At 26.7% G+C, this 25,003-nt stretch carries 28 protein-coding genes and 7 tRNA genes; 25 read left to right on the forward strand and 10 right to left on the reverse strand.

Features of this window, described 5'->3' with window-relative positions; all coding sequences use genetic code 11:
* The first annotated feature begins 62 nt into the window (after positions 1–62).
* The 14 genes from ADFLV_RS01345 (at position 63) to ADFLV_RS01410 (ending at position 7,502) form a co-directional block, all read left to right on the forward strand.
* A complete protein-coding gene (locus ADFLV_RS01345; protein ID WP_014472990.1) occupies positions 63–821 on the forward strand; it encodes a phosphatidate cytidylyltransferase in 759 nt (252 codons plus the stop codon).
* Entirely contained in the window at positions 818–1,885 is a 1,068-nt protein-coding gene (gene dxr / locus ADFLV_RS01350; protein ID WP_014472991.1) for a 1-deoxy-D-xylulose-5-phosphate reductoisomerase, read from the forward strand. Before ADFLV_RS01345 ends, dxr begins: the two co-directional genes overlap by 4 nt.
* Positions 1,875–2,156, forward strand: a complete 282-nt coding sequence (locus tag ADFLV_RS01355) for a hypothetical protein (RefSeq protein ID WP_129012139.1) — start codon at positions 1,875–1,877, stop codon at positions 2,154–2,156. Before dxr ends, ADFLV_RS01355 begins: the two co-directional genes overlap by 11 nt.
* 3 nt (positions 2,157–2,159) lie before the next feature.
* Positions 2,160–2,585 (forward strand): Lcl C-terminal domain-containing protein, encoded by a 426-nt coding sequence (locus tag ADFLV_RS01360; RefSeq protein WP_014472993.1) that lies wholly within the window; start codon positions 2,160–2,162, stop codon positions 2,583–2,585.
* Between the two features lie 10 nt (positions 2,586–2,595).
* On the forward strand, positions 2,596–3,156 hold the full coding sequence (locus ADFLV_RS01365; protein WP_014472994.1) for an RBBP9/YdeN family alpha/beta hydrolase: 561 nt from the start codon (positions 2,596–2,598) through the stop codon (positions 3,154–3,156).
* Positions 3,153–4,154, forward strand: coding sequence for a tRNA (adenosine(37)-N6)-threonylcarbamoyltransferase complex transferase subunit TsaD (tsaD, locus tag ADFLV_RS01370; RefSeq protein WP_129012140.1), 1,002 nt, complete (start codon positions 3,153–3,155; stop codon positions 4,152–4,154). Before ADFLV_RS01365 ends, tsaD begins: the two co-directional genes overlap by 4 nt.
* The gene (locus ADFLV_RS01375) at positions 4,154–4,501 is read left to right on the forward strand and encodes an SUI1 family translation initiation factor (protein WP_228712414.1); all 348 of its coding nucleotides are present in this window, start codon (positions 4,154–4,156) and stop codon (positions 4,499–4,501) included. The genes tsaD and ADFLV_RS01375 overlap by 1 nt, the downstream gene beginning before the upstream one ends.
* 18 nt (positions 4,502–4,519) lie before the next feature.
* Positions 4,520–5,905 carry an NAD(P)H-hydrate dehydratase gene (locus ADFLV_RS01380; RefSeq protein WP_129012142.1) on the forward strand — a complete coding sequence of 462 codons (1,386 nt, stop codon included), beginning with the start codon at positions 4,520–4,522 and terminating at the stop codon, positions 5,903–5,905.
* Positions 5,902–6,213: a divalent-cation tolerance protein CutA gene (gene cutA / locus ADFLV_RS01385; protein WP_129012143.1), complete on the forward strand. Its 312-nt coding sequence runs from the start codon at positions 5,902–5,904 to the stop codon at positions 6,211–6,213. The genes ADFLV_RS01380 and cutA overlap by 4 nt, the downstream gene beginning before the upstream one ends.
* On the forward strand, positions 6,210–6,989 hold the full coding sequence (locus tag ADFLV_RS01390) for a thiazole synthase (RefSeq protein WP_014472999.1): 780 nt from the start codon (positions 6,210–6,212) through the stop codon (positions 6,987–6,989). Before cutA ends, ADFLV_RS01390 begins: the two co-directional genes overlap by 4 nt.
* A gap of 115 nt (positions 6,990–7,104) precedes the next feature.
* Positions 7,105–7,182, forward strand: a tRNA-Pro gene (locus tag ADFLV_RS01395).
* A gap of 22 nt (positions 7,183–7,204) precedes the next feature.
* A tRNA-His gene (locus tag ADFLV_RS01400) sits at positions 7,205–7,281 on the forward strand.
* A gap of 13 nt (positions 7,282–7,294) precedes the next feature.
* Positions 7,295–7,371: transfer RNA gene (locus tag ADFLV_RS01405), tRNA-Arg, on the forward strand.
* A gap of 46 nt (positions 7,372–7,417) precedes the next feature.
* Positions 7,418–7,502: transfer RNA gene (locus ADFLV_RS01410), tRNA-Leu, on the forward strand.
* A 77-nt stretch (positions 7,503–7,579) separates the two neighbouring features.
* Here ADFLV_RS01410 and ADFLV_RS01415 read toward each other — a convergent pair.
* From ADFLV_RS01415 to ADFLV_RS01425, 3 genes are all read right to left on the reverse strand, one after another.
* Positions 7,580–8,680: a tyrosine-type recombinase/integrase gene (locus tag ADFLV_RS01415; RefSeq protein WP_129012144.1), complete on the reverse strand. Its 1,101-nt coding sequence runs from the start codon at positions 8,678–8,680 to the stop codon at positions 7,580–7,582.
* Between the two features lie 85 nt (positions 8,681–8,765).
* On the reverse strand, positions 8,766–9,098 hold the full coding sequence (locus tag ADFLV_RS01420) for a helix-turn-helix domain-containing protein (RefSeq protein WP_129012145.1): 333 nt from the start codon (positions 9,096–9,098) through the stop codon (positions 8,766–8,768).
* Complete coding sequence (locus tag ADFLV_RS01425) at positions 9,095–10,687, reverse strand: DNA adenine methylase (protein WP_129012146.1); 1,593 nt, start codon at positions 10,685–10,687, stop codon at positions 9,095–9,097. Before ADFLV_RS01425 ends, ADFLV_RS01420 begins: the two co-directional genes overlap by 4 nt.
* 87 nt (positions 10,688–10,774) lie before the next feature.
* Between ADFLV_RS01425 and ADFLV_RS01430 the strand changes: the two genes are divergently transcribed.
* The 8 genes from ADFLV_RS01430 (at position 10,775) to ADFLV_RS01465 (ending at position 18,196) form a co-directional block, all read left to right on the forward strand.
* Positions 10,775–12,136, forward strand: a complete 1,362-nt coding sequence (locus ADFLV_RS01430; RefSeq protein WP_129012147.1) for a hypothetical protein — start codon at positions 10,775–10,777, stop codon at positions 12,134–12,136.
* Positions 12,137–12,296: 160 nt separating this feature from the next.
* Positions 12,297–13,316 carry a hypothetical protein gene (locus tag ADFLV_RS01435; protein ID WP_164968548.1) on the forward strand — a complete coding sequence of 340 codons (1,020 nt, stop codon included), beginning with the start codon at positions 12,297–12,299 and terminating at the stop codon, positions 13,314–13,316.
* A 3-nt stretch (positions 13,317–13,319) separates the two neighbouring features.
* Positions 13,320–13,526, forward strand: coding sequence for a hypothetical protein (locus ADFLV_RS01440; RefSeq protein ID WP_129012149.1), 207 nt, complete (start codon positions 13,320–13,322; stop codon positions 13,524–13,526).
* 615 nt (positions 13,527–14,141) lie between these two features.
* Complete coding sequence (locus ADFLV_RS01445) at positions 14,142–15,062, forward strand: replication initiation protein (RefSeq protein ID WP_129012150.1); 921 nt, start codon at positions 14,142–14,144, stop codon at positions 15,060–15,062.
* Between the two features lie 94 nt (positions 15,063–15,156).
* On the forward strand, positions 15,157–15,648 hold the full coding sequence (locus ADFLV_RS01450) for a hypothetical protein (protein ID WP_129012151.1): 492 nt from the start codon (positions 15,157–15,159) through the stop codon (positions 15,646–15,648).
* Positions 15,649–15,691: 43 nt separating this feature from the next.
* The gene (locus tag ADFLV_RS01455; protein WP_129012152.1) at positions 15,692–16,147 is read left to right on the forward strand and encodes a hypothetical protein; all 456 of its coding nucleotides are present in this window, start codon (positions 15,692–15,694) and stop codon (positions 16,145–16,147) included.
* The gene (locus tag ADFLV_RS01460) at positions 16,140–17,513 is read left to right on the forward strand and encodes a hypothetical protein (protein ID WP_129012153.1); all 1,374 of its coding nucleotides are present in this window, start codon (positions 16,140–16,142) and stop codon (positions 17,511–17,513) included. Before ADFLV_RS01455 ends, ADFLV_RS01460 begins: the two co-directional genes overlap by 8 nt.
* 2 nt (positions 17,514–17,515) lie before the next feature.
* Positions 17,516–18,196, forward strand: coding sequence for a hypothetical protein (locus ADFLV_RS01465; protein WP_129012154.1), 681 nt, complete (start codon positions 17,516–17,518; stop codon positions 18,194–18,196).
* Positions 18,197–18,286: 90 nt separating this feature from the next.
* On the opposite strand, the gene ADFLV_RS01470 is transcribed toward ADFLV_RS01465, so the two are convergent.
* The 3 genes from ADFLV_RS01470 to ADFLV_RS01480 all read right to left on the reverse strand — a co-directional run bounded on the left by ADFLV_RS01470 (position 18,287) and on the right by ADFLV_RS01480 (position 19,397).
* On the reverse strand, positions 18,287–18,433 hold the full coding sequence (locus tag ADFLV_RS01470) for a hypothetical protein (RefSeq protein ID WP_164968549.1): 147 nt from the start codon (positions 18,431–18,433) through the stop codon (positions 18,287–18,289).
* A gap of 93 nt (positions 18,434–18,526) precedes the next feature.
* Positions 18,527–18,793 (reverse strand): hypothetical protein, encoded by a 267-nt coding sequence (locus ADFLV_RS01475; RefSeq protein ID WP_129012155.1) that lies wholly within the window; start codon positions 18,791–18,793, stop codon positions 18,527–18,529.
* A 139-nt stretch (positions 18,794–18,932) separates the two neighbouring features.
* Entirely contained in the window at positions 18,933–19,397 is a 465-nt protein-coding gene (locus tag ADFLV_RS01480) for a hypothetical protein (RefSeq protein WP_129012156.1), read from the reverse strand.
* A 544-nt stretch (positions 19,398–19,941) separates the two neighbouring features.
* On the opposite strand from ADFLV_RS01480, the gene ADFLV_RS01485 reads away from it, so the two are divergent.
* From ADFLV_RS01485 to ADFLV_RS01495, 3 genes are all read left to right on the forward strand, one after another.
* Positions 19,942–20,018, forward strand: a tRNA-Gly gene (locus ADFLV_RS01485).
* A gap of 68 nt (positions 20,019–20,086) precedes the next feature.
* Positions 20,087–20,163 (forward strand) — tRNA-Arg (locus ADFLV_RS01490).
* Positions 20,164–20,169: 6 nt separating this feature from the next.
* Positions 20,170–20,246 (forward strand) — tRNA-Gly (locus tag ADFLV_RS01495).
* A gap of 74 nt (positions 20,247–20,320) precedes the next feature.
* On the opposite strand, the gene ADFLV_RS01500 is transcribed toward ADFLV_RS01495, so the two are convergent.
* From ADFLV_RS01500 to ADFLV_RS01515, 4 genes are all read right to left on the reverse strand, one after another.
* On the reverse strand, positions 20,321–21,292 hold the full coding sequence (locus ADFLV_RS01500) for an IS30 family transposase (protein ID WP_014473003.1): 972 nt from the start codon (positions 21,290–21,292) through the stop codon (positions 20,321–20,323).
* 234 nt (positions 21,293–21,526) lie between these two features.
* The gene (locus ADFLV_RS01505; protein ID WP_014473004.1) at positions 21,527–22,852 is read right to left on the reverse strand and encodes a sodium ion-translocating decarboxylase subunit beta; all 1,326 of its coding nucleotides are present in this window, start codon (positions 22,850–22,852) and stop codon (positions 21,527–21,529) included.
* 14 nt (positions 22,853–22,866) lie between these two features.
* Positions 22,867–24,675, reverse strand: a complete 1,809-nt coding sequence (locus ADFLV_RS01510) for a biotin/lipoyl-containing protein (protein ID WP_172658744.1) — start codon at positions 24,673–24,675, stop codon at positions 22,867–22,869.
* 5 nt (positions 24,676–24,680) lie between these two features.
* Complete coding sequence (locus ADFLV_RS01515) at positions 24,681–24,929, reverse strand: OadG family protein (protein WP_014473006.1); 249 nt, start codon at positions 24,927–24,929, stop codon at positions 24,681–24,683.
* Between the last annotated feature and the right edge of the window lie 74 nt (positions 24,930–25,003).

A 25,003-nucleotide genomic window follows, 5' to 3' on the forward strand; every position in this document is an offset into this window, starting at 1 on the left:
ACAAAGTAACCAAAAGCCAAAATTTAGTATAATTAAAAACTTTTAACTTTAAGGTTTGATAAATGTCTGAGATAATAAACGAGAGTTCAACTCGTATAAAAACAGGAATTGTTTTAATTTTAGCTATGTTAATACTTGGCTATATTGATTCATATTTTTTATTTTGGTTAGTATTTGGAATTATGTTAATGATTTCAATTTCTGAATCAAAAAAATTATATAGTTTAAAAAGTGATAGTATTTACGTTTACACTGCTTTATTGTGGTTTGCAGCATTTTTTTATCCAATGCCTATTGATTTGATTTTTATTGTAGCAATTGGTTATGCTTCACAATTAGCTTATAAAAGAACATTGAATCAAAAACTGTTTTTGCCTCTTTTGTATCCCACAGCATCATTTTTATTTTTATTGACGCTTTATAGTGAGTATGGAGTAATGACTCTTTTATGGTTATTGGTAATTGTTGCAAGTACTGATATTGGAGCTTATTTTGTTGGTAGAACATTTGGAAAAACAAAATTTTGTGAAACAAGTCCAAATAAAACAGTTGAAGGTGTAATTGGCGGAATTGCATTTGCTGTTGTTTTAGGAACATTATCTTCTATTAATGAAATAAGTATCATTGGCGCAATAATTGTTTCAGCTATTGTATCTTTTGCTTCAGTATTTGGTGATTTATTTGAAAGTTACTTAAAAAGAGAAGCAGGATTAAAAGATAGTGGTTCTATTTTACCAGGTCATGGTGGAATTTTAGATAGAACAGATGGCTATTTATTTGGTGCAATTGCGATGCTTGTAATTTTAAGGATAATCATTTGATACTTCTTGGAAGTACAGGTTCAATAGGCGTAAATACTTTAAATATTGCACGAAAATTTGATTTGAATGTTGAAGTTTTAGTTGCAGGAAGAAATATAAAACTGCTAAATGAACAAATAAGAGAGTTTAAACCTAAAAAAGTTGTTATTGATAGAAAAGAAGATATATCTTTAGTTTGTCATGATAATGTTTCTTTTGGAGAAACTGCTATTTTAGAAGCAATTGAAAATAGTAGTTCTAAAACAGTTGTAAATGCACTGGTTGGATTTTTAGGATTAAAACCAACATTAAAAGCTATAGAATGTGGTAAAAAAATTGCTTTAGCAAATAAAGAATCACTTGTTGTTGCTGGAAAATTTATAGACCAAAAAAATTTAAGTCCAATAGATAGTGAACATTTTGGGCTTTGGTATTTACTTCAAGATAAAAAAATTGATTCGATGATGATAACTGCAAGTGGTGGATCTTTTAGGGATTATCCACTTGATAAGCTTTCAAATGTTTCAATTAAAGAAGCTCTTGCCCATCCTAATTGGTCAATGGGAAATAAAATTACAATTGATAGTGCAACTATGACAAATAAAATGTTTGAATTAATGGAAGCTGCTTGGCTTTTTGACATTAGAAAACTAGATGCAATAATAGAAACAAAATCACTCATTCATGCTTTTATAAATTTTGTTGATGGAAGTACAACTGCACATATTGCTAATACTTCAATGCAACTTCCAATAGCTTATGCAATACTTGGTCGTTGTGATGAACAGATATTAAAACCTGTAAATTTAATTGATATTGGAAATCTTGAGTTTAAAAAAATAGAAGTTTCAAGATATCCAATTTGGGAAATAAAAGATGAAATATTAAATAATCTTGATTTGGGTGTAGTTTTAAATGCTGCTAACGAAGTTGCAGTATCAAAATTTTTAAATTCTCAAATAGGATTTTTAGATATTTCAAAAATTACAATGAATGCAATAAAAAAATTTAATAACGTTAATCCAACTTCAATAGATGAAATTTTTCAAATAGATAAAGAAGTGAGAAAATATTGTGAATTATGATTTGATTATACCTTTTGCTATTTTGCTTATTTTAGTTATTTATTTGATTTATACAAGAAATAATTTTGAAAAGAATATTACAAATTTATATGAGAAAAAATTTGAAGAGTGGAAAAAACATAGTACAATAGAAGATAATAAAACTTCACAAAAAGAATTAGTTGGTTTTGTTTTCAAAAAAGACTATAAAATAACAATTGAGTTTTTAGATGAAAATGTGGAGTCACAATTAAATAGAGGAAAATTTGAGATAACTAAATATAAAGGATAGATAATGAAATATCTATTTGTAATTTTGATAATTTTTTCATTTTTAGATGCAAAAATTAATAGAGATAGTCAAAAAGAAGTGGTTATTGATGATGTTGCAAAACTTATGTGGCTTGATAATATTTCAGTTATTAAAACTTTAAAAAATCATGAAAATGCAGCAAAATATTGTAAAGAAATAACACATTTAGGATTTAATAATTGGCGATTGCCAAAAGTTGAAGAGTATGAGTTAATAGTTGATAAAACTAATACAAAGACATATATAAATAGAGCATTTAAATATAATGTTCCTGACGGTTATTGGGCAGCAAAAGCTCATTGGAGAACACTTTGGTATTATGCTGATTATATGCATTTTATAAGTGGGACACCGTATTATGATAATCGTATTAAGAAAAAATATGTTAGATGTGTAAGAGATTATTAAAGGATAGAATTTGAGTAAAAGAGTATTAATACTTCATGGACTTGGAGGAAGTGATTATCCTCATTGGCAATCACAACTTGCAATGGATTTAATTAAAGAAAATTATGTAGTTTCATTTCCTATATTTCCAAGTAGAAATAACCCAAAGTTAGAAGAATGGAAAGAGTTCTTAAAAAATGAAATAAAACATTTTAAACCTGATATTGTAGTTTGTCACTCTTTGGCAAATATATTATGGTTTCATACATGTGATGAGTTTGATATAAAACTTGATAAATTGATGCTTGTTGCACCTGTTCGAAATGAAGTTTTAGAAGATGCAAAAACATTTTTTCCATATCCAATAGTAAAAGATTTAAAAGCTTGTGAAATTATAATGGCATCATCAACAAATGATCCTTATATGAGTTTAGAAGAAGCAATTGAACTTCAATCAAAACTAAATATCGGTATGAAGATTATGGAAAATGCAGGACATATAAATGCTGCTTCTGGATTTGGTAAACTTGATTGTGCACTTGATTGGATAAAACGAGTTGATGAATGTGAAATTAATAAAGAGCAAAAATGATTTTAAGTATAGAAAGTAGTTGTGATGATAGTTCTATTTCAATTACAAAAATAGAAACAAATGAATTAATCTATCATAAAAAAATATCTCAAGAATTACAGCATAGTGTTTATGGAGGAGTAGTTCCAGAGCTTGCAGCTAGGCTTCATATTGAAGCACTTCCTAAAATACTTGAAGAGTGTAAAGAGTATTTTCCTAAACTTAAAGCAATAGCTGTTACAAATGCTCCTGGTCTTTCTGTTACACTTATGGAAGGTGTAACAATGGCAAAAGCTTTAAGTATTTCTTTAAATCTTCCTTTAATTGCAGTAAATCATTTAAAAGGTCATATTTATTCACTTTTTATAGAAAAAGAAGCTGTTCTTCCTATTACTGTTTTATTAGTTTCAGGGGGACATACACAAATTATTGAAGCAAATAGTTTAACTGATATGAAAGTTATTGCAACTACGATTGATGATAGTTTTGGTGAGAGTTTTGATAAAGTTGCTAAGATGTTAGGACTTGGTTATCCAGGTGGTCCCGTTGTTCAAGAGTATTCTTTAAAAGGTGATGCAAATAGATTTGAGTTACCAATTCCACTTAGTCAAAGTCCAAAAATAGAGTTTAGTTATAGTGGACTTAAAAATGCAGTTAGACTTCATATTGAAAAACTTGAAAATAGAGAATTTGGAATTATCGAACAAGATAAATATGATATCTGCGCAAGTTTTCAAAAAACAGCAGTTGACCATATTTTGCAAAAACTAAAAAAACAATTTAAACAAGAAGTTCCAAAAAACTTTGCAATTGTTGGAGGCGCTAGTGCAAATATTTATTTAAGAGCACAAATAGATGAACTTTGCAAAAAGCACAATATGAACTTATATCTTAGTGAACTTAAATATTGTAGTGATAATGCAGCAATGATTGGACGAGTTGCAGTTGAACAGTACAAAGTAAAAGATTTTATAAGTATAGAAGAAATTGATATACAAACAAGAATAAAGGAGTTTTGATGAGTTTAGCAGATATGTTATCAAAAGGATTAGGTTCAAAACTTGAAGGAAACAGTCACGATACAGTAAAAGAGGATAAAAAAAATCCCAAAAAATCTTCAAATGAATTAATACCAAAAAATCAACATCAACTGGTTTTTACATTTGAGAAAAGAAATGGAAAACCTGTAACTTTAATTGGAAGATTTTATATTGAAGAGAGTGAGAAAAAAGAGGTTTTAAAACTTCTAAAGAAAAAGCTTGCTTGTGGTGGAGCGATAAATAATGAGTGGCTTGAAATTCAGGGTGATTTTAAAGATAAAATCAAAGAGATATTAATAAAAGAGAACTGGAAATTTAAAAACTAAATCATTTAAGGAGCTGTTATGCAAAAAATATTTGATGAGGTAAATTCTTTAGATAAAAGATGCTACGAAGGGTTTTTCTTGAATGAAGATATTTTAATGGAGCATGCAGCTTTTAGTATGTACTCTTACATAGAAAATATCTTTGAAGAAAATAAATCAGTATTGATTGTTTGCGGAACTGGAAATAATGGAGCTGATGGTTTAGCTCTTGCTAGACTTTTACATAAAAAATTTGATGTAAGTTTATATCTTGCAAGTGAACCAAAATCTTCTATGGCAAAACTTCAATACAAAAGAGTTAAAACTTTAAATATAAAAGAAGTAAATGAACTATTTGAAGCTGATATTGTAGTAGATTGTTTGTTTGGAACAGGTTTAAACAAACCACTTAGTGAAAAATATTTAAATCTAATTGATACTTTAAATTCTTATAACTCTTTTAAAATAGCTTGTGATATTCCAAGTGGAATAAATCATTTTGGACAAATAAACAATTCAACTTTTGAAGCAGATGTTACTATTACTATGGGAGCATTAAAAACTTCGCTTTTTAGTGATTTTGCAAAAGATTATATTGGTGAAATAATCGTGTCAAATCTTGGTGTTCAAAGAGAGATTTACGAAACACAAACTAATAAATTTTTATTAGATGAAAGTGATATGAACTTGCCTTTTAGAAATAAAAAAAATTCTCATAAAGGTTCATATGGACATTTAAATGTAGTTGCAGGTTGTAAAAAAGGTGCGGGAATAATTGCAGCAAAAGCAGCTTTTGGATTTGGAGCTGGACTTGTAAGTGTAGTTTGTCATGAAAATCTTGATTTACCTTATCATATTATGCAAACTCATTTTATTAGTGAAAACTGTACAGCAATTGCAATTGGTATGGGTTTAGGAAAATATGAAACAGATGAAATAAGAAAAATTTTAAATAAAGATGTATCAAAAATAATTGATGCTGATTTATTTTATGATAAATTAATTTGTGAAGTTTTAGACCAAGAAATAGTTTTAACTCCTCATCCAAAAGAGTTTATATCTTTATTAAAACTTTGTGAAATAGCTGATATATCTGTACAAGAGTTACAAAATAATAGATTTTTATATGTTGAAAAGTTTTGTAAAAAATATCCAAATGTGGTTTTACTATTAAAAGGTGCAAATGTAATTATTGCTCAAAGTGAAAAACTTTATGTAAATAGTTTTGGAAGTGCAGTTTTAAGTAAAGGTGGAAGTGGTGATGTTTTAAGTGGTCTTATAGGTTCTTTATTAGCTCAAGGTTATAAGCCACTTGAAGCAGCAATAAGTGCAAGTTTAGCACATGCTTTTGGTGCTAGAAATTATAAAAAGAACAATTACTCTTTAATACCTTCTGATTTAATTGAAGAGATTAAAAAATTATGAAAGCAATTATAGTTCAAACAACTTGTTCTTCTAAAGAAGAGGCTAAAAATATAGCAAAGATTTTGATAGAAGAAAAACTTGCAGCTTGTGTACAGTTGAGTGAAATAGAATCCTTATATAATTGGAAAGAAAAATTCTGTAGTGATAATGAAACACTTTTAAATATAAAAACAAGAAAAGATAATTTTGACAAAATTAAAAGCAAAATATTAGAATTACATAGTTATGATTTGCCTGAAATTATTCAACTCGATATTGCAAATGCAAGTGAAGAATATTTAAAATTTATAGGAGAAAATACAATATGAGTGATATTTTAAAAATAGGTAAATATGAATTTAATAGTAGATTAATCGTTGGAAGTGGTAAATATAAAGATTTTCAAACAACTAAAGATGCAACATTAGCTTCAGGAAGTGAGCTAATTACAGTTGCAATTAGAAGAGTAAATATAACTAATCCAAATGAAGAGAATTTACTAGATTATTTTAAAGATACAAATGTAAAATTATTACCAAATAGTGCAGGGTGTTTCACAGCAGAAGAAGCAATTACAACTTTTAGACTGATGAGAGAAGCAACAGGAATAGATATTATTAAACTTGAAGTTATTGGTGATGCTCAAAAAACTTTGTATCCAGATGTAATTGAAACAATCAAAGCTTGTGAAATCTTAAAAAAAGATGGCTTTACAATCATGGCTTATACAAGTGATGATCCAATTATTGCAAAAAGATTAGAAGATGCAGGTGCAGATGCTATTATGCCATTAGCTGCACCAATTGGTTCAGGACTTGGAATCCAAAATAGATATAATATTGCCTTTATTAGAGAAGCTGTAAAAGTTCCTGTTATTGTTGATGCTGGTGTTGGGTGTGCTTCAGATGCTACAATCGCAATGGAATTAGGTGCAGAAGCTGTTTTAACTAACACAGCGATAGCTTGTGCCCAAAATCCAATTGCTATGGCAGAAGCAATGAAATATGCAGTAATTGCAGGAAGACTTGGTTATAAAGCAGGAAGAATCCCTAAAAAGCCTTATGCAACAGCTAGTTCTCCAGTTGATGGGTTGATTCAATTTTAGTTATTTTGGAGAAATTTTGAAGAATTTTAGAATTTCTCCTAAAAACCCTTGACAAAGTTAAATATATTTAATATAATTCCGTCCACTTTTTGTGAAACTTCAAAAACATTTTTGTCGGGGCGTAGCGCAGTCTGGTTAGCGCACCTGGTTTGGGACCAGGGGGCCGGAGGTTCGAATCCTCTCGCCCCGACCATTTAATTAATTTAAATCTTGTGGTAGGTATAGCTCAGTCGGTTAGAGCATCGGGTTGTGGTTCCGAGGGTCGTGGGTTCGAGCCCCATTACCTACCCCATTTATTTTTTATTGCTTCCATAGCTCAGCTGGATAGAGCAACGCCCTTCTAAGGCGTAGGCCGTACGTTCGAATCGTACTGGGAGTACCACTTTTTGGTTTAGGTTTACCATCTAAATCTTTTTTTGAAAAATTATGCGGATGTGGTGAAATTGGTAGACACGCCAGACTTAGGATCTGGTGCCTCACGGTGTGGAAGTTCGAGTCTTCTCATCCGCACCACCTTTTAAAAATCCCCCTTTTTTCGGTATCTTCAAAGACTTTTAAAAATCTTGGTGTCATTTGAGTGTCAATCAGTGTCAAAAACTTTCATTAAATATTTTTCCAAAGTTCCTATTTTTATTAGGAATATATTTTGAATAAACTTCAAGTGTCATTTTAGTTGAAGAATGTCCAGCAATTTTACTAACATAATTTACATCTTCCCCACTTGAAATCATTGTTGAACAAAATGTGTGTCTTGTATTATGTATCTTTCTATATGGAATATCTGATTTTTCTAAATCTTTTTTCCAGTAATTTCCTCTAATTTTTGAAATATCCCAAAAATGAGTTCCCTCATTATTTATAAATACATAAGAATTTTGTTTTCCAGTTATTTTAAATTGACTTTTTAGAAAAGGTATTAAACTATCAATAATTGGAATAGTTCTAAATGAATCCCATTTTGGAGAACCAATTACACCTCTTCCAACTTGTGATTTAATTTCAATAGTTTTATTAAAAAAATCTACATTTTTCCATTCTAAACCTATTGCTTCTCCACCTCTTACTCCTGTTGTAAATAAAAACATATAAAAGTTTTTCATTTGTTGATTTTCACAATTAGAAATTAACTTTTGAATTTGTTCCATAGTAAAAGGTTCAATATCTTCAACATCTTTAACTCTATTTCTAGTTGATAATTGACTTGCTAGTCTAATTGGATTTTTTGAAACAATTTCATCTCTCATTGCGTCTTCATACATTGTTGAAAGTATTCCTCTAACCCCTTTTATGGTTTTAATAGCATACCCTTGTTCAATCATTTTATTCTGCCATAAAGTTATGTCAGTTCCTTTTATAGTATCAATTTTTTTATTCCCAAAAATAGGTTTTAAATGTTTCTCATATTTACTTTTATAATCATTTTGTGTAAATGTTTTTCTGTTTGAACTTTGAAGTTCAAAAGATTTTTTCATACATTCATCAACTGTTGGCATTATATTTTTAAAGAACTCCCCACTTATAATTTTATAGTGTAATTTGGGTATTATTGATTTTTCTGCTAATTTTTTATTAGCAGGTGTATTGTCAAGGTTTAAAGGTTTTCTATATCTAATTCCATTATGAGTGAAATCAACCCATAGAGTTTCTTTAAAACCATCTTTATTTTTTGATTTTTTCACATATAGTTTCATTGTGTGTTTCCCTTTTTTTGTTTAACCACAAATCAACCATAAATACTTTGTAATTATAATTGAAATTAGGCTAAATTAGACTTAGTTAAGCGGCTATAGAAGAAATTATTTCTTCTATAGTAGTATCAATTTGGTTTTTCATATAATCATTGTTAGAAGTAATTCCCATAACCCATTTATCAAGGGATTCTTTGTCAAACATTCTTTTTCTTTCAACTTGGTAATAATGAATATTTACAATGAACTCACCTTTTTTAACCATAAAATCAATAGAATCTTTTGAATAACCTAAATAGTGAGCAGTTTCAGTTGTTGATAACCATCTTTTCTCAACTCTATTTTCTATTTTTTCATTTAATTGTAAAAGTAGTTTATAAATATTAGGAATTTGCTCTAATGCTTCTAAATTTATATTCATAATATTTCTCTTGTATTGATTACTGAACCAGTCATAAATACTTCATATTTTGTATCTATTGTTCCACCTTTTTCATTTTTTGAATTTGTTGATTTTCTCCCAAGAGCTTTAACTTTTAAGCCATAATCTAAACAATACTTACCTATAAGAGGATGAGAATAATTAAAATATGAAATATCTCCTTTTACTAGGGCTAAATCTTTTAATAATTCCTCATGGTTAAAGTTATCTCCATATTTTCCATAGTTTGCAACACAACCACCTAAAATTTTATTCATTTTAGAAGCAATTTTATTTTTTTCTTTTTCAGTAGATACTTCAAGAAATTGCTTGTTTAATTCAGCTCTTTGTTTTTCAAATTCTGAAATAGTCAAATGACATTCATTAAAATATGGAGGGTCAAAAGTTGTATGAGTATCTTCTTTTTTACTGTTTTTTTTCAGTATTTCTTTATAATCTTTATTTTCAATTCTAACATTTACAGAATTGTATAAAAAGTTATATAATTCAACTTTTCCCACAAAATTAAAATATCTATCAAATTTGTTTAAATCTTTTGGAACGCTAAAAGTTGTTGAACCATCTTCTTTTGTTTTATAATTTCCTCCAAAATTATTGTTTAATAAAAAAAGTAGAATTGAAGAAGTTAATGTGCTTCTGTTTTTTCCCTCTTTATTTACTCTGTAATTAAAAATCTTTTCAAGTCTTTTAATGAATAAATTTGTATCTTTATATGTTGCTTCAAACATATTAGTTTTTTGAAATAGTTTTTGAATGAAGAAAGAAATATTTTTTAAAATATTTTTATTCTCACTTTTAGATTTAACATGATTATTTAAACAAGCAATAGCAGGATTTAAATCATTTAAAATAACTTTGATATCATTTTCTTTTATTACACTATATGAAGAATAAAAACTTCCAACCCCTCCCATAAATGGGTCTACAAATTTTGTGATAGTTTTTGAAGTAGTAAGTTCTTTTAAATGTAAATTTATAAATGAGTAAAATTTCTTTTTCCCTCCACATAAAGCATATAAAGTATGTAATGACATTTTATTGAAACTAAAAAATTTAGAATTCTTTTTAGCATAATCAATAAGGGCATTATTTGATAAGTTATTTATTCTAAAAATTACATTTTTATCATTTGTATAAGATAAAAGTGAAAATATATAAAATAGATTAAAGAATAAATCTACTGCTGAATTTCTATGTTCAAATAATATTTCTTTTAACCTTATTTCATTAATTTTTTTATCATTTATAACTTCTTTTCTAATAATATCATTCTTAGGTTTTAAGATATTTTCTAATTTAGCATTAAGTAAATTGATATATAATCTCAACTCTTTTAAGTTTTCAGTTTTTTTCATATCTTCAATAATAGGATATATAAAATCTAATTTTGTATTTGGATTTATTTCATTCAAATTTTTAAATAAGGTAGATAATGGTTTTTGAATAGAATCATTATCAATATTAGAAAATGGATTTAGTTCCTTTTCTATATATTCAGTTATTTTTGTTTTTTTATGCTTTGTTTCTGCATACACATTAATTGGTTTTTTGTTTTGAATTGTTTTCACTTTCAGTCCTTTGTATTTTTGATTTGACTGAAAGTCTAGTTATTGTAAAATCTCACAAGTATCAACTAAAAATTAAAATGGAAAACAATGAAAGATTTAAAACCCTTAAAACCGAACTTAGAAAAAGAAATTGATAAAATAAGAAAGAAAAAACATACATCAATAAATTGGTATGATTTAGAAAGTGAAATTGATAGAATTAAAGATTTTGATACTTTTGAAGAAAAAGAAGTGTTATTGTATGAATTCCAAAAACTATTTTCTAATCAAAATAAATCAATAATAAATGCCTATGATAAAGATTTAGTTATTTATAAAATATTAGAAACAATAATTTTGAATAACCCTATTCAAGTAAGTGCTACAGAATTGAAAGAAAAAGAATATTTTATTGATAGTGGTATAAAAAATGCAGTTGATAAATCTTTAAAGGTATTGAATCTTTATGAGATAATAGATAAAAATAAAATTACTCTTCAACAAAATAGGAAAGAATATACATTAAATTTAAATAAGTGGTATAAAAAATCTAAATATAGAATAAATGATAATGAAGTGTTGGCTATTTTAGCTCCACTTATAACTTCATATATAAATATTGGTTTTATAAATGAATTTAATATTGAAATCTTTTTTGAAAAAATATCTAATATTATTGAATATACTATTCAACCCTCTGCTGAACACAATAAATATTTTGAATTAGAATATGAAATTACTTTTGCTATTGAAATGAAAGATAAATTATATCTCTTGATAAAAAATAGAAATACTTATGAAGAAATAGAAATTGCACCTATATCAATTATTTTTAATAATGGTAAAAAATATTTGAGATATAAAAATAATGAAACAAATAAATATGAAACAAAAGAGTTAAATGATTTAAAACTTAAATTAGAAGAGGATATAGAAGATACAAATATTTTCAATGCTAATATATCAATGCTAAAAGCAGAAGATATAAAAATAAAACAACCACCTAAAAAAGCAGAACCAAAACAAATAAAACTTCTTTTAGAGTGTGATAGTGTTATATATGAATACTTTAATATGCTTCCTTTATCAAATATGATTATCTATGATGAAGAAAAAAAATTAAAAGAGTTTTCTAAAAAATATAACTGTGATTTTATGCCAAATAAGTTTTATATTGAAGCAACAGATTATAAAGAAAAATGTATTTCTGTAATTTTTCATTGTTTAGAAAATGTAAAAATTATAGAACCAACTGAACTTAAAAATGACATTATAGAAAGAGTAAAAATATTTACTAAAAAAAATAATATTGATATTTGTAAGGAAGATAATACACCACCAACCCAACCTATAAAACCTGATAATAATCAAACTTCAAAAAATGAAACACCAATTGAAAATATTGAAATTGATAAAAATGGATTGGTGGAAAAAATAAAAAACTCTAAGGGTGGTAATTTGAATTTATAAGGGGTTTTGAAAGGGGTTTAACCCATTCACAAGAGAGAGAAAAAACTTTTTAAAGTTTATTTCCTATCTTGAAAAGGGTGATGATTTTTAGTCCAATTTCCCATTTAACAAAAAGGGAAAATGGTGCTATATAATTTTTGTAAATTTACAAAGGTTATATATGAGAAGACTAAAAAACTGGACTGTCATAATGAAGAGTATAAGTCAAAAAAATAAAGACAATGTAAAGTCTTTTTTGAATTTATATGAATACATTTATGACTTAAAAAATCAACACCCTAACCATAACTTAAAAGAGTTCCACAAGGTTGTGGGATTTGAGGATAGACACCCTCAAATATCTAAAAACTTTTTAAACCTGCAAATGAAAATTGACATAGAGAAGAATTTTCTAATAAGTGGTAAAAAAGCAAGTGGAAGAAAATCAAGTTATGGGAAAAGCATTCTTTTATCTTTGCCTTCTTCTATACAATTAGAAGAAAAAGATTATAAAAGAATAAGAGATTTAATACTTATAAGATTAGTTAATTTTATAAGTTCTGAATACAAATTAAATTATGATAAATCTCAAAGAGATAGATTTATCAATAATTATATTCTCTCAACTGCTCATTTACAAAATAGCAACAATCATATAAATATTTTAGTTCCTAATGTTTTTATAGATTACAAAAATGAAAATAAACTGTTAAGAATTGACTTAGGCAAAAGAAGATTTTCTTACTTTATAAAACAAAGTTTCAACTATATAATGCTTCAATATTTTAATAATAACTATTTAGATTATGAAATCCAAGCCCATAATAAAATCAGTAAGAAAACAAATTCACAATATTACTATAAACTAAAACAAGTGGAAGAACAAAAACAAGACTTAACCCATCAAATCTCTAATATGAAGAACTTATTTAACTTAACTAATGAAAACTTTACTAAATTGCAAAAAAGAGTAGATATCTACCTAAATAGAATGGATACAGCAATACAAGAGCAGAACAAAGAAAAATTTGAGAAAAATAAAGAACTTATTGAAAGAAATTTAGAAAAAATAAAAGAAGAACTTCAAAAAGATTATTCAAAAACACCATCTAAACCTGACTTGTTGTCAATATTTGACAAGATAAAAATAGAACTTGAAAATAAATCTTATACTAATACAAAATCAGGATTAACAAGGTAAAAAATGGACTCACTTCACACAATATCAAATAGACAAAAAAAACAAATTGAAAAATTTGAAGAACATAAACCAAAATTAGATTTAGTAATTAACTGCCTATATAGAAGTGAATTGCTAACAGAGGAAGAAAAAGAGCATTTAGAAGTTTCATTAAAATATATTATTCATATTATGGATAAATATAAATTATCTGAAGGGTTGGACTTCTAAAATGTTTTTACTTTTACAATTCTTAATGGACACAACAGATATTTTAGAAATATTTTCACAATTTGAAAAAAAGAAAGGTGCAAGTTCTAATTCTATTTCTTTAAAACCTAAACCCCCTAAGGGATTTTTTGATAAAAGAAAATAAAATTTCTTCTATCTTCAATCATAAATTAGCAGTCATGAAGCAAGAAAAATAAATTTTTTTATTAAAAATATAATGCTCTAATTTTTTTAATTGCTTTATGTTTAAATAGTTAATATTATTTAGGAAAGTTCTTCTTAATTAATAAAACCATCTCAATGGGTTCTAATGGTTCGCTAATTTATTTCTTATAGAAAAAAGCAAAACATTAAAGGAGTAAAATTTTATTTCAAAAATTTATTCATAAAATCTTTATAGCAAGAGCGAATTCATCAAGGCTATATATCTTACTGAATTATATGTTTTTAAAAAAATGAAATAAACTCCTATAAAATAGGCTCTGTGTTAGGTTCTATAATTCTTAAAATAGAGTAATTAGGGCTTTTTTACAATTTATTGTGCTTTCCTTAGTTTTAATTTGATTTATTGTTTTTATTGCTATAAACTGAAAATAAAGAAAGGTTTTATAGTAAATGGAAGAAGAATTTGTAATATATAAACCCAAACCTTTAATTTATATCAGCAATTTAACACAAAGAGAAAGGTTAATAGTTAATTTTTTAATAAAATTGGTTAATACCCAAAATAAAGAAGAAAACCCTAAATATGTGTTTAGAGTAGGAAACATAAAAAATATTTGTAATATTAGGGATTTTGAAGCAATTAGAGCTATTTTATATAATCTATTTGAAACAAATTTAGAAATTGATTTATTAAAAAATAAAAGAAAATTAAAAATAATGAAAAACATATCAATGAAGAAATCAGAAGTGAGCATTACTTTTTCAAATGAATTTATGGAATTATTTAAAATAAATTCCTATGCTAATATTGATATAAAAGAACAAACAAAACTAAAATCAAAATATTCAATTATTGTATATGAAATGATAAAAGATTATTATAGAACAAATAATTCATTTGTTCAAATTCCTCATATTGAAATTGATACATTTAAAAATCTAATGGGATTTAAAAATATTTCTAATTATGATTTGAAAAAAATTGTATTAGAAAAAATTATTGTAGATATAAATAAAAACACTAATTTTAATTTTACCTATAAATTTTTAAATAAAATTGGAAGTAAAAAACCTACTCATATAGAATTGAAATTTTCCAAAGAAAAATCAATTATTCCTAAAATTGAAAATAAAAAATCTGATGCTGAAACTTTGAAAGAAATTGAAAAAAAAATGGAATGCCTAAGGCTTAAAGATATTGAGAATGAAAAAAAAATGGAATGGTTAAAACTTGAAGATATTAAAATTGCTAAAAGAAGAGACGCATTAACCAAACAAGAAATATATTGTGAAGAAACCACAAGCAGGTATGAAAGATATATGAATGACTATGAGAAAAGGATTGATGAAAAGAGGGGTGAGGAAGAGTAATATTGAAACAATAAAGCCTTATAAGTATTTATTTTACTTATAAGTATATATTAAGTGAATTAAGTTTATTATTTCAAATATAAGGAGTTAAATTATGACTGAAATAATAAACAAAATATTAGAAAATTCTAAGAGAGCTTATAAAAAAAGTATTTTAATTAATAATGAAGAGTTAGAAGAGTTACTTTTTTCAATAATTACAGATACAAAAAGAGTTTTGGATGAAGTTACTAGTGAAGAAAAAAACATAAATAATGTATCTTCTCAAAATAGAACAGAAGAAGAAGAAATTAAAAGAGTAAGAAAAAAAATTCCTTCATGGTTTTCTAAACCAAATCAATATAACCATAAAATTTTAGTGGCTTATATGAAATTATCTAACAAAAATAAAAATACAATAACTATAGAAGAATTGGAAAAAGAAGCAGGATTAAAAAATAGTCAAGTTTTTATTTCAAATTTTAATCAAATGAAAATTATATCTTATAAAAATCATGGAAAAGTTTTTACTGAAGAAAACGGGATTGTTACTTTGTGGTTTCCAATTGCTGATTATATTGTAGAAGAATATGAGAAAATGAAATAAGGTGGATAATGTGAGAAAGAACTATAATAAAGGGGGAATTTAAATGAGTGGTAATCATCAATATACATCTGACTATGAAAAAGATTTTTTGTTAAATGAGTTGAAGTTAAAACAAATTAGAAATACTACTATTTTTATTAAAAATGATATTTTTTGTTTATCTCCCTCTTTATCGTTAAATAAAAGTAAATTTTATTGGTTTGATTTAAGAGAAATTAATATAAGTAAATTTAATGGAATGAAATATTTAAAATTTTTAATTTTAATAAGAGTTGTAGATAAAGGTTTTATATTATTAAATTTTGAAGAAATAGAAAAGATAATGCAATCGCACACAAAAGAAGAAAAAAATCTATTGAAAGTATGGGGCTTTAAAATTGAGATAAAAGATAAGTCTGTAAAAATAATAAATAAAAAAGATAAATCTATTTTGTTATCTTCTTTTTTCAACAAGGAAGAGATTAAAATAAATTTTTTTGAGGGAATAAATAATGATTAAAATACTAACAATTATTTTTATCTTTAATACTCTTTTATTTGCAAATAAAGAAGTCTATAATAATATAATCAAAAATTATGAGCCAAAAAAAATGAGTAATATTGAACTATCAGAAGAACAATTAAATCAACTTTGTGGAGAAAAACATTTTTCAACTGAATGTGAGATAATAAGTTTATCTATAGATAATGAAACTACAAAAAAAAGAATAGTCTATATATTAGAAGAAATAACAAAAAAATATAAACTTGATGAAAAATTAGCAATTAATCTAAATACTAAATTTATGAACTATATTGAAGAAAATCAAAAAATTGATAATATAGTTTCTTTTTGTAATTCTTCACTTTGTTCTTTGAAATCTATTCAATCAGGTTTGGAATCTTTTGAAAGTGCTTTAAAATTTGTCTTAAATAATAAAATTATTAAATCTGATAATAAAGAATTATCAAGTTATTTCAGTTTGAATGATATAGACAATCTTTATTTAGATAATTATAATTTTATTGTAAATACAAAAAAGGGTGCAGAAATAGAAAAACCTCTTATTTTTAAAAATGATTTTTTACAGATAGAAAAACTTTGGAATCAATATGAACTAAGTTTAAAAAAATTTTTAGAAAAAACAAGCAAATTTGACTTGGAATGGATACGAGTATTTTATGAAATTAAATATAATTATTCAATTAGACTAAAGGAATATTTTCAAGAGATAAATTCTCAAAATAAGTCAAATGAAATATATGAAAGATATGCCATTTTAGAGTTAGAAAAATATTCTAAAAATAATAAATTTTTTGACAATATTGATAATAATGACTTAAACCATAATTTAGAAAAAAAATATAACCTTAGTGAGAATGAAGTTTTATTATTATATTCATCATATAATAAATTTAACTGCCATATTTGTGTTCCAAAAATGAGTTGGTTTTATCTAAAAAATGAAAATAATAAATGGAAAATCAAAAAATCTATTATAAATAAAGAGACACAACTTGGAACATGGGGAAGTTTTGTAGTGCCAAGATTAATTAAGCCTAAAAAAGATTTATTCGTTTTTAAATATGATTTTACTTATGTTAATCAAGGTTTTAGTGAAGATTTTGTTACACTTGAATTATTTAATAATGGAAAATTTGAAGAAATATTTCATAATGAATTCGGTTTGAATGATGCTGGTGCATATGATACTATTAAGAATGATTGGGGAAGCAGAATTGATTTTGTAAATAGTAAAAATGAAATACCAAATTTATTAATAGAAAAAATAGGTTTAAAGAATTCAAGAATTTTTTATGATAAAAAAATTTATATTTTCAATAAGGGTAAATACAAATTAATAAAAGAAAAAGGGAAGATATAATAATGATAGATAAAATGTTTGATTCTGGAATCACTGGTGGAATAGTTGCTTTAATTGCATTTTTAATAACATTTTTAATATTTAAGATTATAAAAAAAACTCTAAAAGAAAAAAGTTTTTTTATAGTTTTTGGTATATTAATGACTATTCTTTGGATAGGTTTAAAGACTTTTCCTATTGATTTAAATTCTGGTGATAATGCAAAACTGATTTCTAATAATATAGAATATAACATCATTATTAAAAATGATTATATCGACATTAATGGGTATAAATTGTCTTCTAATGATTTTAAATTAATAAGTGAGTTATTTAAAATAGATATGAATAAGTTATCAACATATGATTTTTATGGAATGATGGAATATAATCCAATCACTCCAATTCCAATTATGAAGAGTTCAATTTTAAAAAGTGATAGTCCTCTTTATCATAGTATTTTTATAAACTTTGAAAAATATTTTCAACCAATTTTAATTGATAATATAAAAATAGAAAGAAATATGTCATCAGAATTTGTAAGAAAATATTTAGGTGAGCAATACTTCAAACCTGTAGTGAATAAAGATAAATATAGTAATTATAAATATGAGACTGAAACACGCAAAATAATTTTTGGTTTTACAGATAATAAGTTAATAGATATGGAAATCTTTTTAATAAAAAATGTAATGAATATTTAAAGCAATAATATTAAAAAAATAGCCAAATTTAATTGGCTATTTTTTCTTTTACAAAGATATTTAATCATACATAAATATGAATAAGTGATTTTACAGTGATACTATAACCTGATTTTCTTCCACTTGTTTTACATAATCAACTTTTGATAAAAACTTTTGGAATTCAGCCCATCTAATGGCTACTAAACTTTCATTTTGTGAGAAACTTTTTAATACTGAACTTTGAAACATTGACATAAAAATAAAACCTTTTAATAATAATTAAATAGGTTTTATTTTATCTAAAAGTAGCAAAAAGTTATGAGTTTGATTTTCTTTTCTATTGATTAATTATTCAAATATACACCCCATTTTTTCCAACATACCTTTAATATCAGGTTCAACTAAATAAGTTCTATTTTCTGAAACATTTCTTAAATAAGCCTCACAATAGTCTTCAATAAGACTTTTTATATATTTCACATTATGTGATGCTTCTTCTTCTGAACAATAAACACTTGTTTGACTGTTCCAAACCATACCTTTTAAACAATATACAATTGAATTTTCAATATCTGATAACTCTGGTGATACTAAATCATAATTTGTTATACTCATTTTCATTTCCTTTAATTTTTTTGTTTTTTGTATAGTAATTTTATAGCAATAAAAAAACCTTGCCAAATTAAAATGATAGGTTTAAAAAGAAATTTATAAATTTATAAAAAAGATAGGGAAAGCCTATCTTTTAAAATATTTAATATGTTAATTTTCCTTTTTCTTTTGTCTTTACAGTTTCAAAACCATATTTACTTTTAATGTCTTCCATAGATTTTTCATTTGGGTTTCTTCCTTTCATTTCACCATAAAACCATAGCTTTTTTTTTGAAGCCCATTTAAAATTTAGTTCTTTTAGTTTTTCTTTGATTTCTCTTGTGTCACCTGAAACCCATACCCAAGAACCAACAACTTCAATTAAAATATTTTCATAGTGTAAAATTTGAGAAATGATTTTTTCTATTTCTAAATCAAATTTAAACTCATTTGAAAAGTAAATCCCATTTTCTAAAATATTTGTATAAATACTATTTAACATTTTAAAAAGTTCATCACTTCCTCCAACATCAGGGTGTAATTTTTTTGCTAATTGTTTATAAATCTTTTTAGCCTCATTAATACCATCTATACCTTTAAATTGTTCTTCTATTTGTGAATGTGTCATTTTGTCTTTCCTTTAAAAAAATTACCTTTTTTGAAGATTTTTGAGGGGATTGTCTTTTATCTTCTTTTTTTAATTTTAGAAAATAAAAACAACTATCAAAAAACTTTTTTAGGTTTTACCTCTCTCGTTAGTTTCATCGGGTTTTGTAGGAATGTAAGGAATGAATTTTTATTTATAATAAAATATAAAATAGCAATAGTTTTATTTTTAGTATCATTAAAATAATTTGTTAGAGTGAAATGAGAAAAAAACTTGAAACTAACAAGTGAGTAAAATGCAAAAAGAAAAGTTTTCTGTTTGGTTTTATTTTAGGTGTGATAACAAAAATTAAAAAAGTTAGAAGATTTATTTTGTGAGGTATTTGTAGTTATATTTTTGGTGATTTATATTTTTAATTAATTCTGGTGTCATTATGGTGCCATTCTTAACCATTTTTTAAGATTAAGGTGCTATAATTTCACCATCATAAAGCGTGTATTTATGGTAATGAGTGGTATTAAGTAGTTAATTTTAGATTTTCTTCTCATCCGCACCACTATATGAAGCGGGAGTAGCTCAGTTGGCTAGAGCTTCTGCCTTCCAAGCAGACTGTCGCGAGTTCGAGTCTCGTCTCCCGCTCCATTTAAAAGCCTTATATAAGAAGTAAAGTAACTTTTTGTGTAAGGCTTTTTTTAACCTTATTTTTTAATGCTTCCATAGCTCAGCTGGATAGAGCAACGCCCTTCTAAGGCGTAGGCCGTACGTTCGAATCGTACTGGGAGTACCACTTTAAGCGGGAGTAGCTCAGTTGGCTAGAGCTTCTGCCTTCCAAGCAGACTGTCGCGAGTTCGAGTCTCGTCTCCCGCTCCATTTAAGAGGCTTTATATAAGAAGTTATACTTTTTATATCGCCAATTCAAGAGATAAATGCATAAATTCACCAAACTAAGCTGTTAAAACTTTTGCAACTTTAGCATAAAAAACCTCAGATGGAGTTTTGTAACCAAGAGATTTTCTAGGTCTGTTATTTAACCTGTTTTGTATTTCTCTAATTTCTCTTCTTTTGACTTTAGTGAAATCTGTTTGTTTTGGTAAATACTGACGTATTAAACCATTTGTATGTTCATTTAATCCTCTTTCCCATGAATGATATGGATTTGCAAAGTAAAACTTTGTATCTAAAGCTTTTGATACTTCTTCATGATAAGCAAACTCTTTACCATTATCAGAAGTAATTGTATGAGTAATTGCTTTTATTGGATAAAGCATATCAATTAAAGCTTGTGTAACCACATCAGCTTTCTTAGAATCAACTTTTTTGATGAGAGTAAACTTTGTTGCTCTATCAACTATTGTAACTAATGCTCCAATATGGTTTTTACCAATGACTGTATCAATTTCAAAATCACCAACTCTTTTTTTGTATTCAACAACTTTTGGTCTTTTCTCAATTGATACTCTATTTTTAATAATTCCTCTAGAGTTATAGTCATTTCCTCTCTTGTGATACTTTTTGTTTTTATGACGTAGCATTAAATATAACTTTCCACCATGGCATTTATTTTTGTAGATATATTGATAAATAGTTTCATGTGATACATAAGAAAGCTTTTGTAATTTCATTACTCCTGATATTTGTTCAGGAGACCAATCTAATTTTAATTTATCTTTGATGTAATTCATTACTTTTCTAGTAAGCTTTAAATGCTTTGATTTATATTTGTGTCTATAGAAACTAAACTGTTCAGCAAGTTCTGGTTTATAAATACCTTCAGAACTATTTCTCTTTATCTCTCTACTAACAGTGGATTGTGAAATACCTAAAGTATTTGCTATTTGAATTTGAGTGTATCCAACTTTAGTGTAAGCAGATATTTGATATCTTACTTTTAGGGTTAACTGTGTGAATTTTCGCATAAATATTTTTCCTGTTTTTGGCGAAATAAGGATAACAAAATATTTGTTAACCCCACTTACACCTTTTCTTCAGAAATTATGCATTTATGATTTGAACTTAGGTATAAAGCCTTTTTTTATTTATATATACCTAATAATTCTTTTACTTTTTTATAAATCTATAGTTAATTTTGGATATAAAAAAAGCCCTTGTAGTAATCCTACAAGGGCTTAATATAAGATATTTAGAATAAACTATTTAAATATCGATAAAAGAACACCAGCAGCAACTGCTGAACCAATAACACCAGCTACATTAGGACCCATCGCATGCATTAATAAAATGTTCGATTTGTCATAAAGTTGACCTTCTTTACTAACAACCCTTGCTGCCATTGGCACAGCAGATACTCCAGCTGCTCCAATTAAAGGATTTATCTGACTCTCTTTTGAACTTACTAAATTCATTATTTTAGCCATTATTACACCCATCGCAGTCCCTGCAGAAAATGCTAAAAGACCTATTGCCATAATTCCTAAAGTCTCTGCTACTAAGAATTGCTCTGATGCTAGTTTTGAACCAACACCTAATCCTAAAAATATTGTTACTATATTAATTAATGCGTTTTGCATTGTATCAGAAAGTCTATCAACAACTCCTGATTCTCTTGCAAAATTACCAAAGCATAATGCTCCAATTAATGGTGCAGCATCTGGAAGAATTAATAATGTTAAAGATAATACTACTAATGGAAAAACAATTTTCTCTAACTTAGAAACTTTTCTAAGTGTAGACATTTTTATTTTTCTCTCTTTTTCTGTAGTTAATGCTCTCATAATTGGTGGCTGAATTAGTGGTACTAATGCCATATATGAATATGCTGCAACTGCAATAGCTCCAAGTAATTCAGGTGCTAGTTTTGAAGCAACGAAAATAGATGTTGGTCCATCAGCTCCACCAATGATTGAAATAGCAGCAGCTTGTTCTAATGAAAAGTTAATCCCTGGAACAAATTGAGATAATAAAACTGCACCAACAAGTGATCCAAAGATTCCAAATTGTGCAGCACCACCTAGAAGGGCAGTTTTTGGATTAGCTAATAATGGACCAAAGTCTGTCATAGCTCCAACACCCATAAAGATTAATAATGGGAAAAATTGATTTGTAATACCCATACTATAAATAATTCCTAGCATTCCATCATGTCCTGCCATATTTGCAATTGGTATATTTGCTAATAATCCACCAAATCCAATTGGAATTAATAGTAATGGTTCAAACCCTTTTTTAATTGCTAAATAGAACAATAAGAAACAGATGAAAATCATGATGATTCTTCCATACCCTTGAGCAAAGAATGTCATCTCTTTTCCATGTGAATCTAGTACACCAGCTTGCGGTTCAAACAAAGCTTTAATACCAGTTGTTGCATAAAATGAATCAACTAATTCACTCATCGTTTTTGAATGATAAGGTTGTTTCTCTTCAGTTGGTGTTTCAACACTAGGTGTTGAAGCAAAACTATTTAGTGCAAATGCACTAAACAGAAGAAAAAAAGCTATAAGTATATTTTTTCTCATCAAATTATTCCTCATTAACCAATAATGGCTAATGTTTGACCTTCATCAACAGCTTGCGTATTTTCAACTAAAATTTTAGTAATAACTCCAGAAACTGGTGCAGTTATATCTATTTCCATTTTCATAGCTTCAAGAATCATGATTTGTTGATCTTTTTCAACTCTATCACCTTCTTTTACTAAAATTTTCCATACTGCTCCATTTACTGCGGCTGGTACTTCTGTTCCACCATTTGAAGAAACTGGTGCAGGTGCTGAACTTACTGTATTTGAAACAGGAGTTACTTGAATATCTGCATTACCTTCAGCAATTGTTACATTAAACTTTTGACCATCAACTACAACTGTATAGTTTCCATTTGCATTTGCCATTTTATTCTCTCCTAATTTACAATCTTTATTATCTTCACAAACTGTATCAATTTTTCTTACATTTAAAGGTGATTCACCTTTTAAGAATGCAATTCCTTTTTCATCACAAGCAGCAGCAATAAAGATATTTTCTTCAGTTGCTTCAATTCCTTCAATTTCTAATCTTTGTTTCCAAACAGAGATTTTTTTCTTTTCATCTCTATCTGCTATATCTAAAGGATTTTCTTTTGTTGGTTCAAGTTTTAGTTTTTCAGCTGCAAGTTTTACAACTTCTGCATCTGGTTCAACAGGAGTTTTACCAAAGTAACCTAAAACCATTTTTCCATATCCAGGAGCAATTTGTTTCCATGGACCAAACATTACATTTGCGTATGCTTGTTGCCAATAAAACTGAGAAACAGGAGTTACAGATGTACCATATCCACCTTTTTCAACAACTTCTCTCATAGCTTTAATAACTTCTGGGAATTTATCTAAAGTACCATTATCTCTCATCATTTGAGTATTTGCAGTTAATGCACCACCTGGCATTGGAGAGAATGGGATTAAAGGAGAAACTTGAGTAGCTTCAGGAGGAATAAAGTAGTCTTTTAAGCAATTAGCCAATACATCTTGGTATTTTAGAATTTTATCAATTTCTAAACCACCTAAATCATAATTCTTGCCTTTTACTGCATGAAGCATTGTAAGAATATCAGGTTGGCTTGTTCCACCACTTACTGGACTTGCAGCTAAATCAATACCATCAGCTCCAGCTTCAAGTGCAGCAAGATAACAGGCAACTGAAACACCTGCTGTTTCATGAGTATGAAGTCTAATATGAGTATCATTACCCACTAATCTTCTTGCCATTTGGATTGTTTCATAAATTTTTTGAGGTGAGCTTGTCCCTGATGCATCTTTAAAGCATAAAGAATCAAATGGCAAGCTACTATTTAGAATTTGTCTTAAAGTTTTTTCATAAAAAGCTACATCATGAGCACCAGTACAACCTGGAGGTAAATCCATAAGTGTAACAACTACTTCATGATTTAATCCATATTTTTTAATACATTCAGCACTATATTCAAGGTTTTGAACATCATTTAATGCATCAAAGTTTCTGATTGTTGTTGTTCCATGTTTTGCGAACATTTTTGCATGTAAGTCGATTAATTCTCTAGAACCTGTATCTAGCATTACTGTGTTGATACCTCTTGCTAAAGTTTGTAAGTTTGCATATGGTCCAACGATTTCTCTAAATTTATCCATCATTTCAAATGCGTTTTCTTGTAGATAGAAGAATAAAGATTGGAACCTTGCTCCTCCACCAAACTCAAAGTGAGTTATACCTGCTTCTTTTGCAGCTTCTACAGCCGGAAAGAAATCATTCATTAGGACTCTTCCTCCAAAGACAGATTGAAATCCATCTCTAAAAGTTGTATCCATGATATCTATATATTTTTTAGACATATATTTTAACCCTTTAGATTTTTATGATGTTGTACAGCTGCTACTATTGCAGCTATTTTTGCAGTCTCTGTATTTGTACTATTTTTTATTGGTGTTGTATTTACAACTTTCTTCTCTTCTTGTGGAAAAAATCTTGTTAATATTATCCCTTGTGCTTTTAGTACTAATATCATGATTATTAGGAATGCAAATACTACTCCCATCCCTAAAAACATAAACTTTACTGATTCTGCGATTAAGTTTACTTCTTCCATAAGGAAATCCTTTAGTTCTGATTAATCAATAAATGATTTAAACGGGTGTAATTTTAGGGAAATTTAACAAAATG

It is taken from the genome of Arcobacter defluvii (assembly GCF_013201725.1).
Lineage (GTDB): Bacteria > Campylobacterota > Campylobacteria > Campylobacterales > Arcobacteraceae > Aliarcobacter > Aliarcobacter defluvii.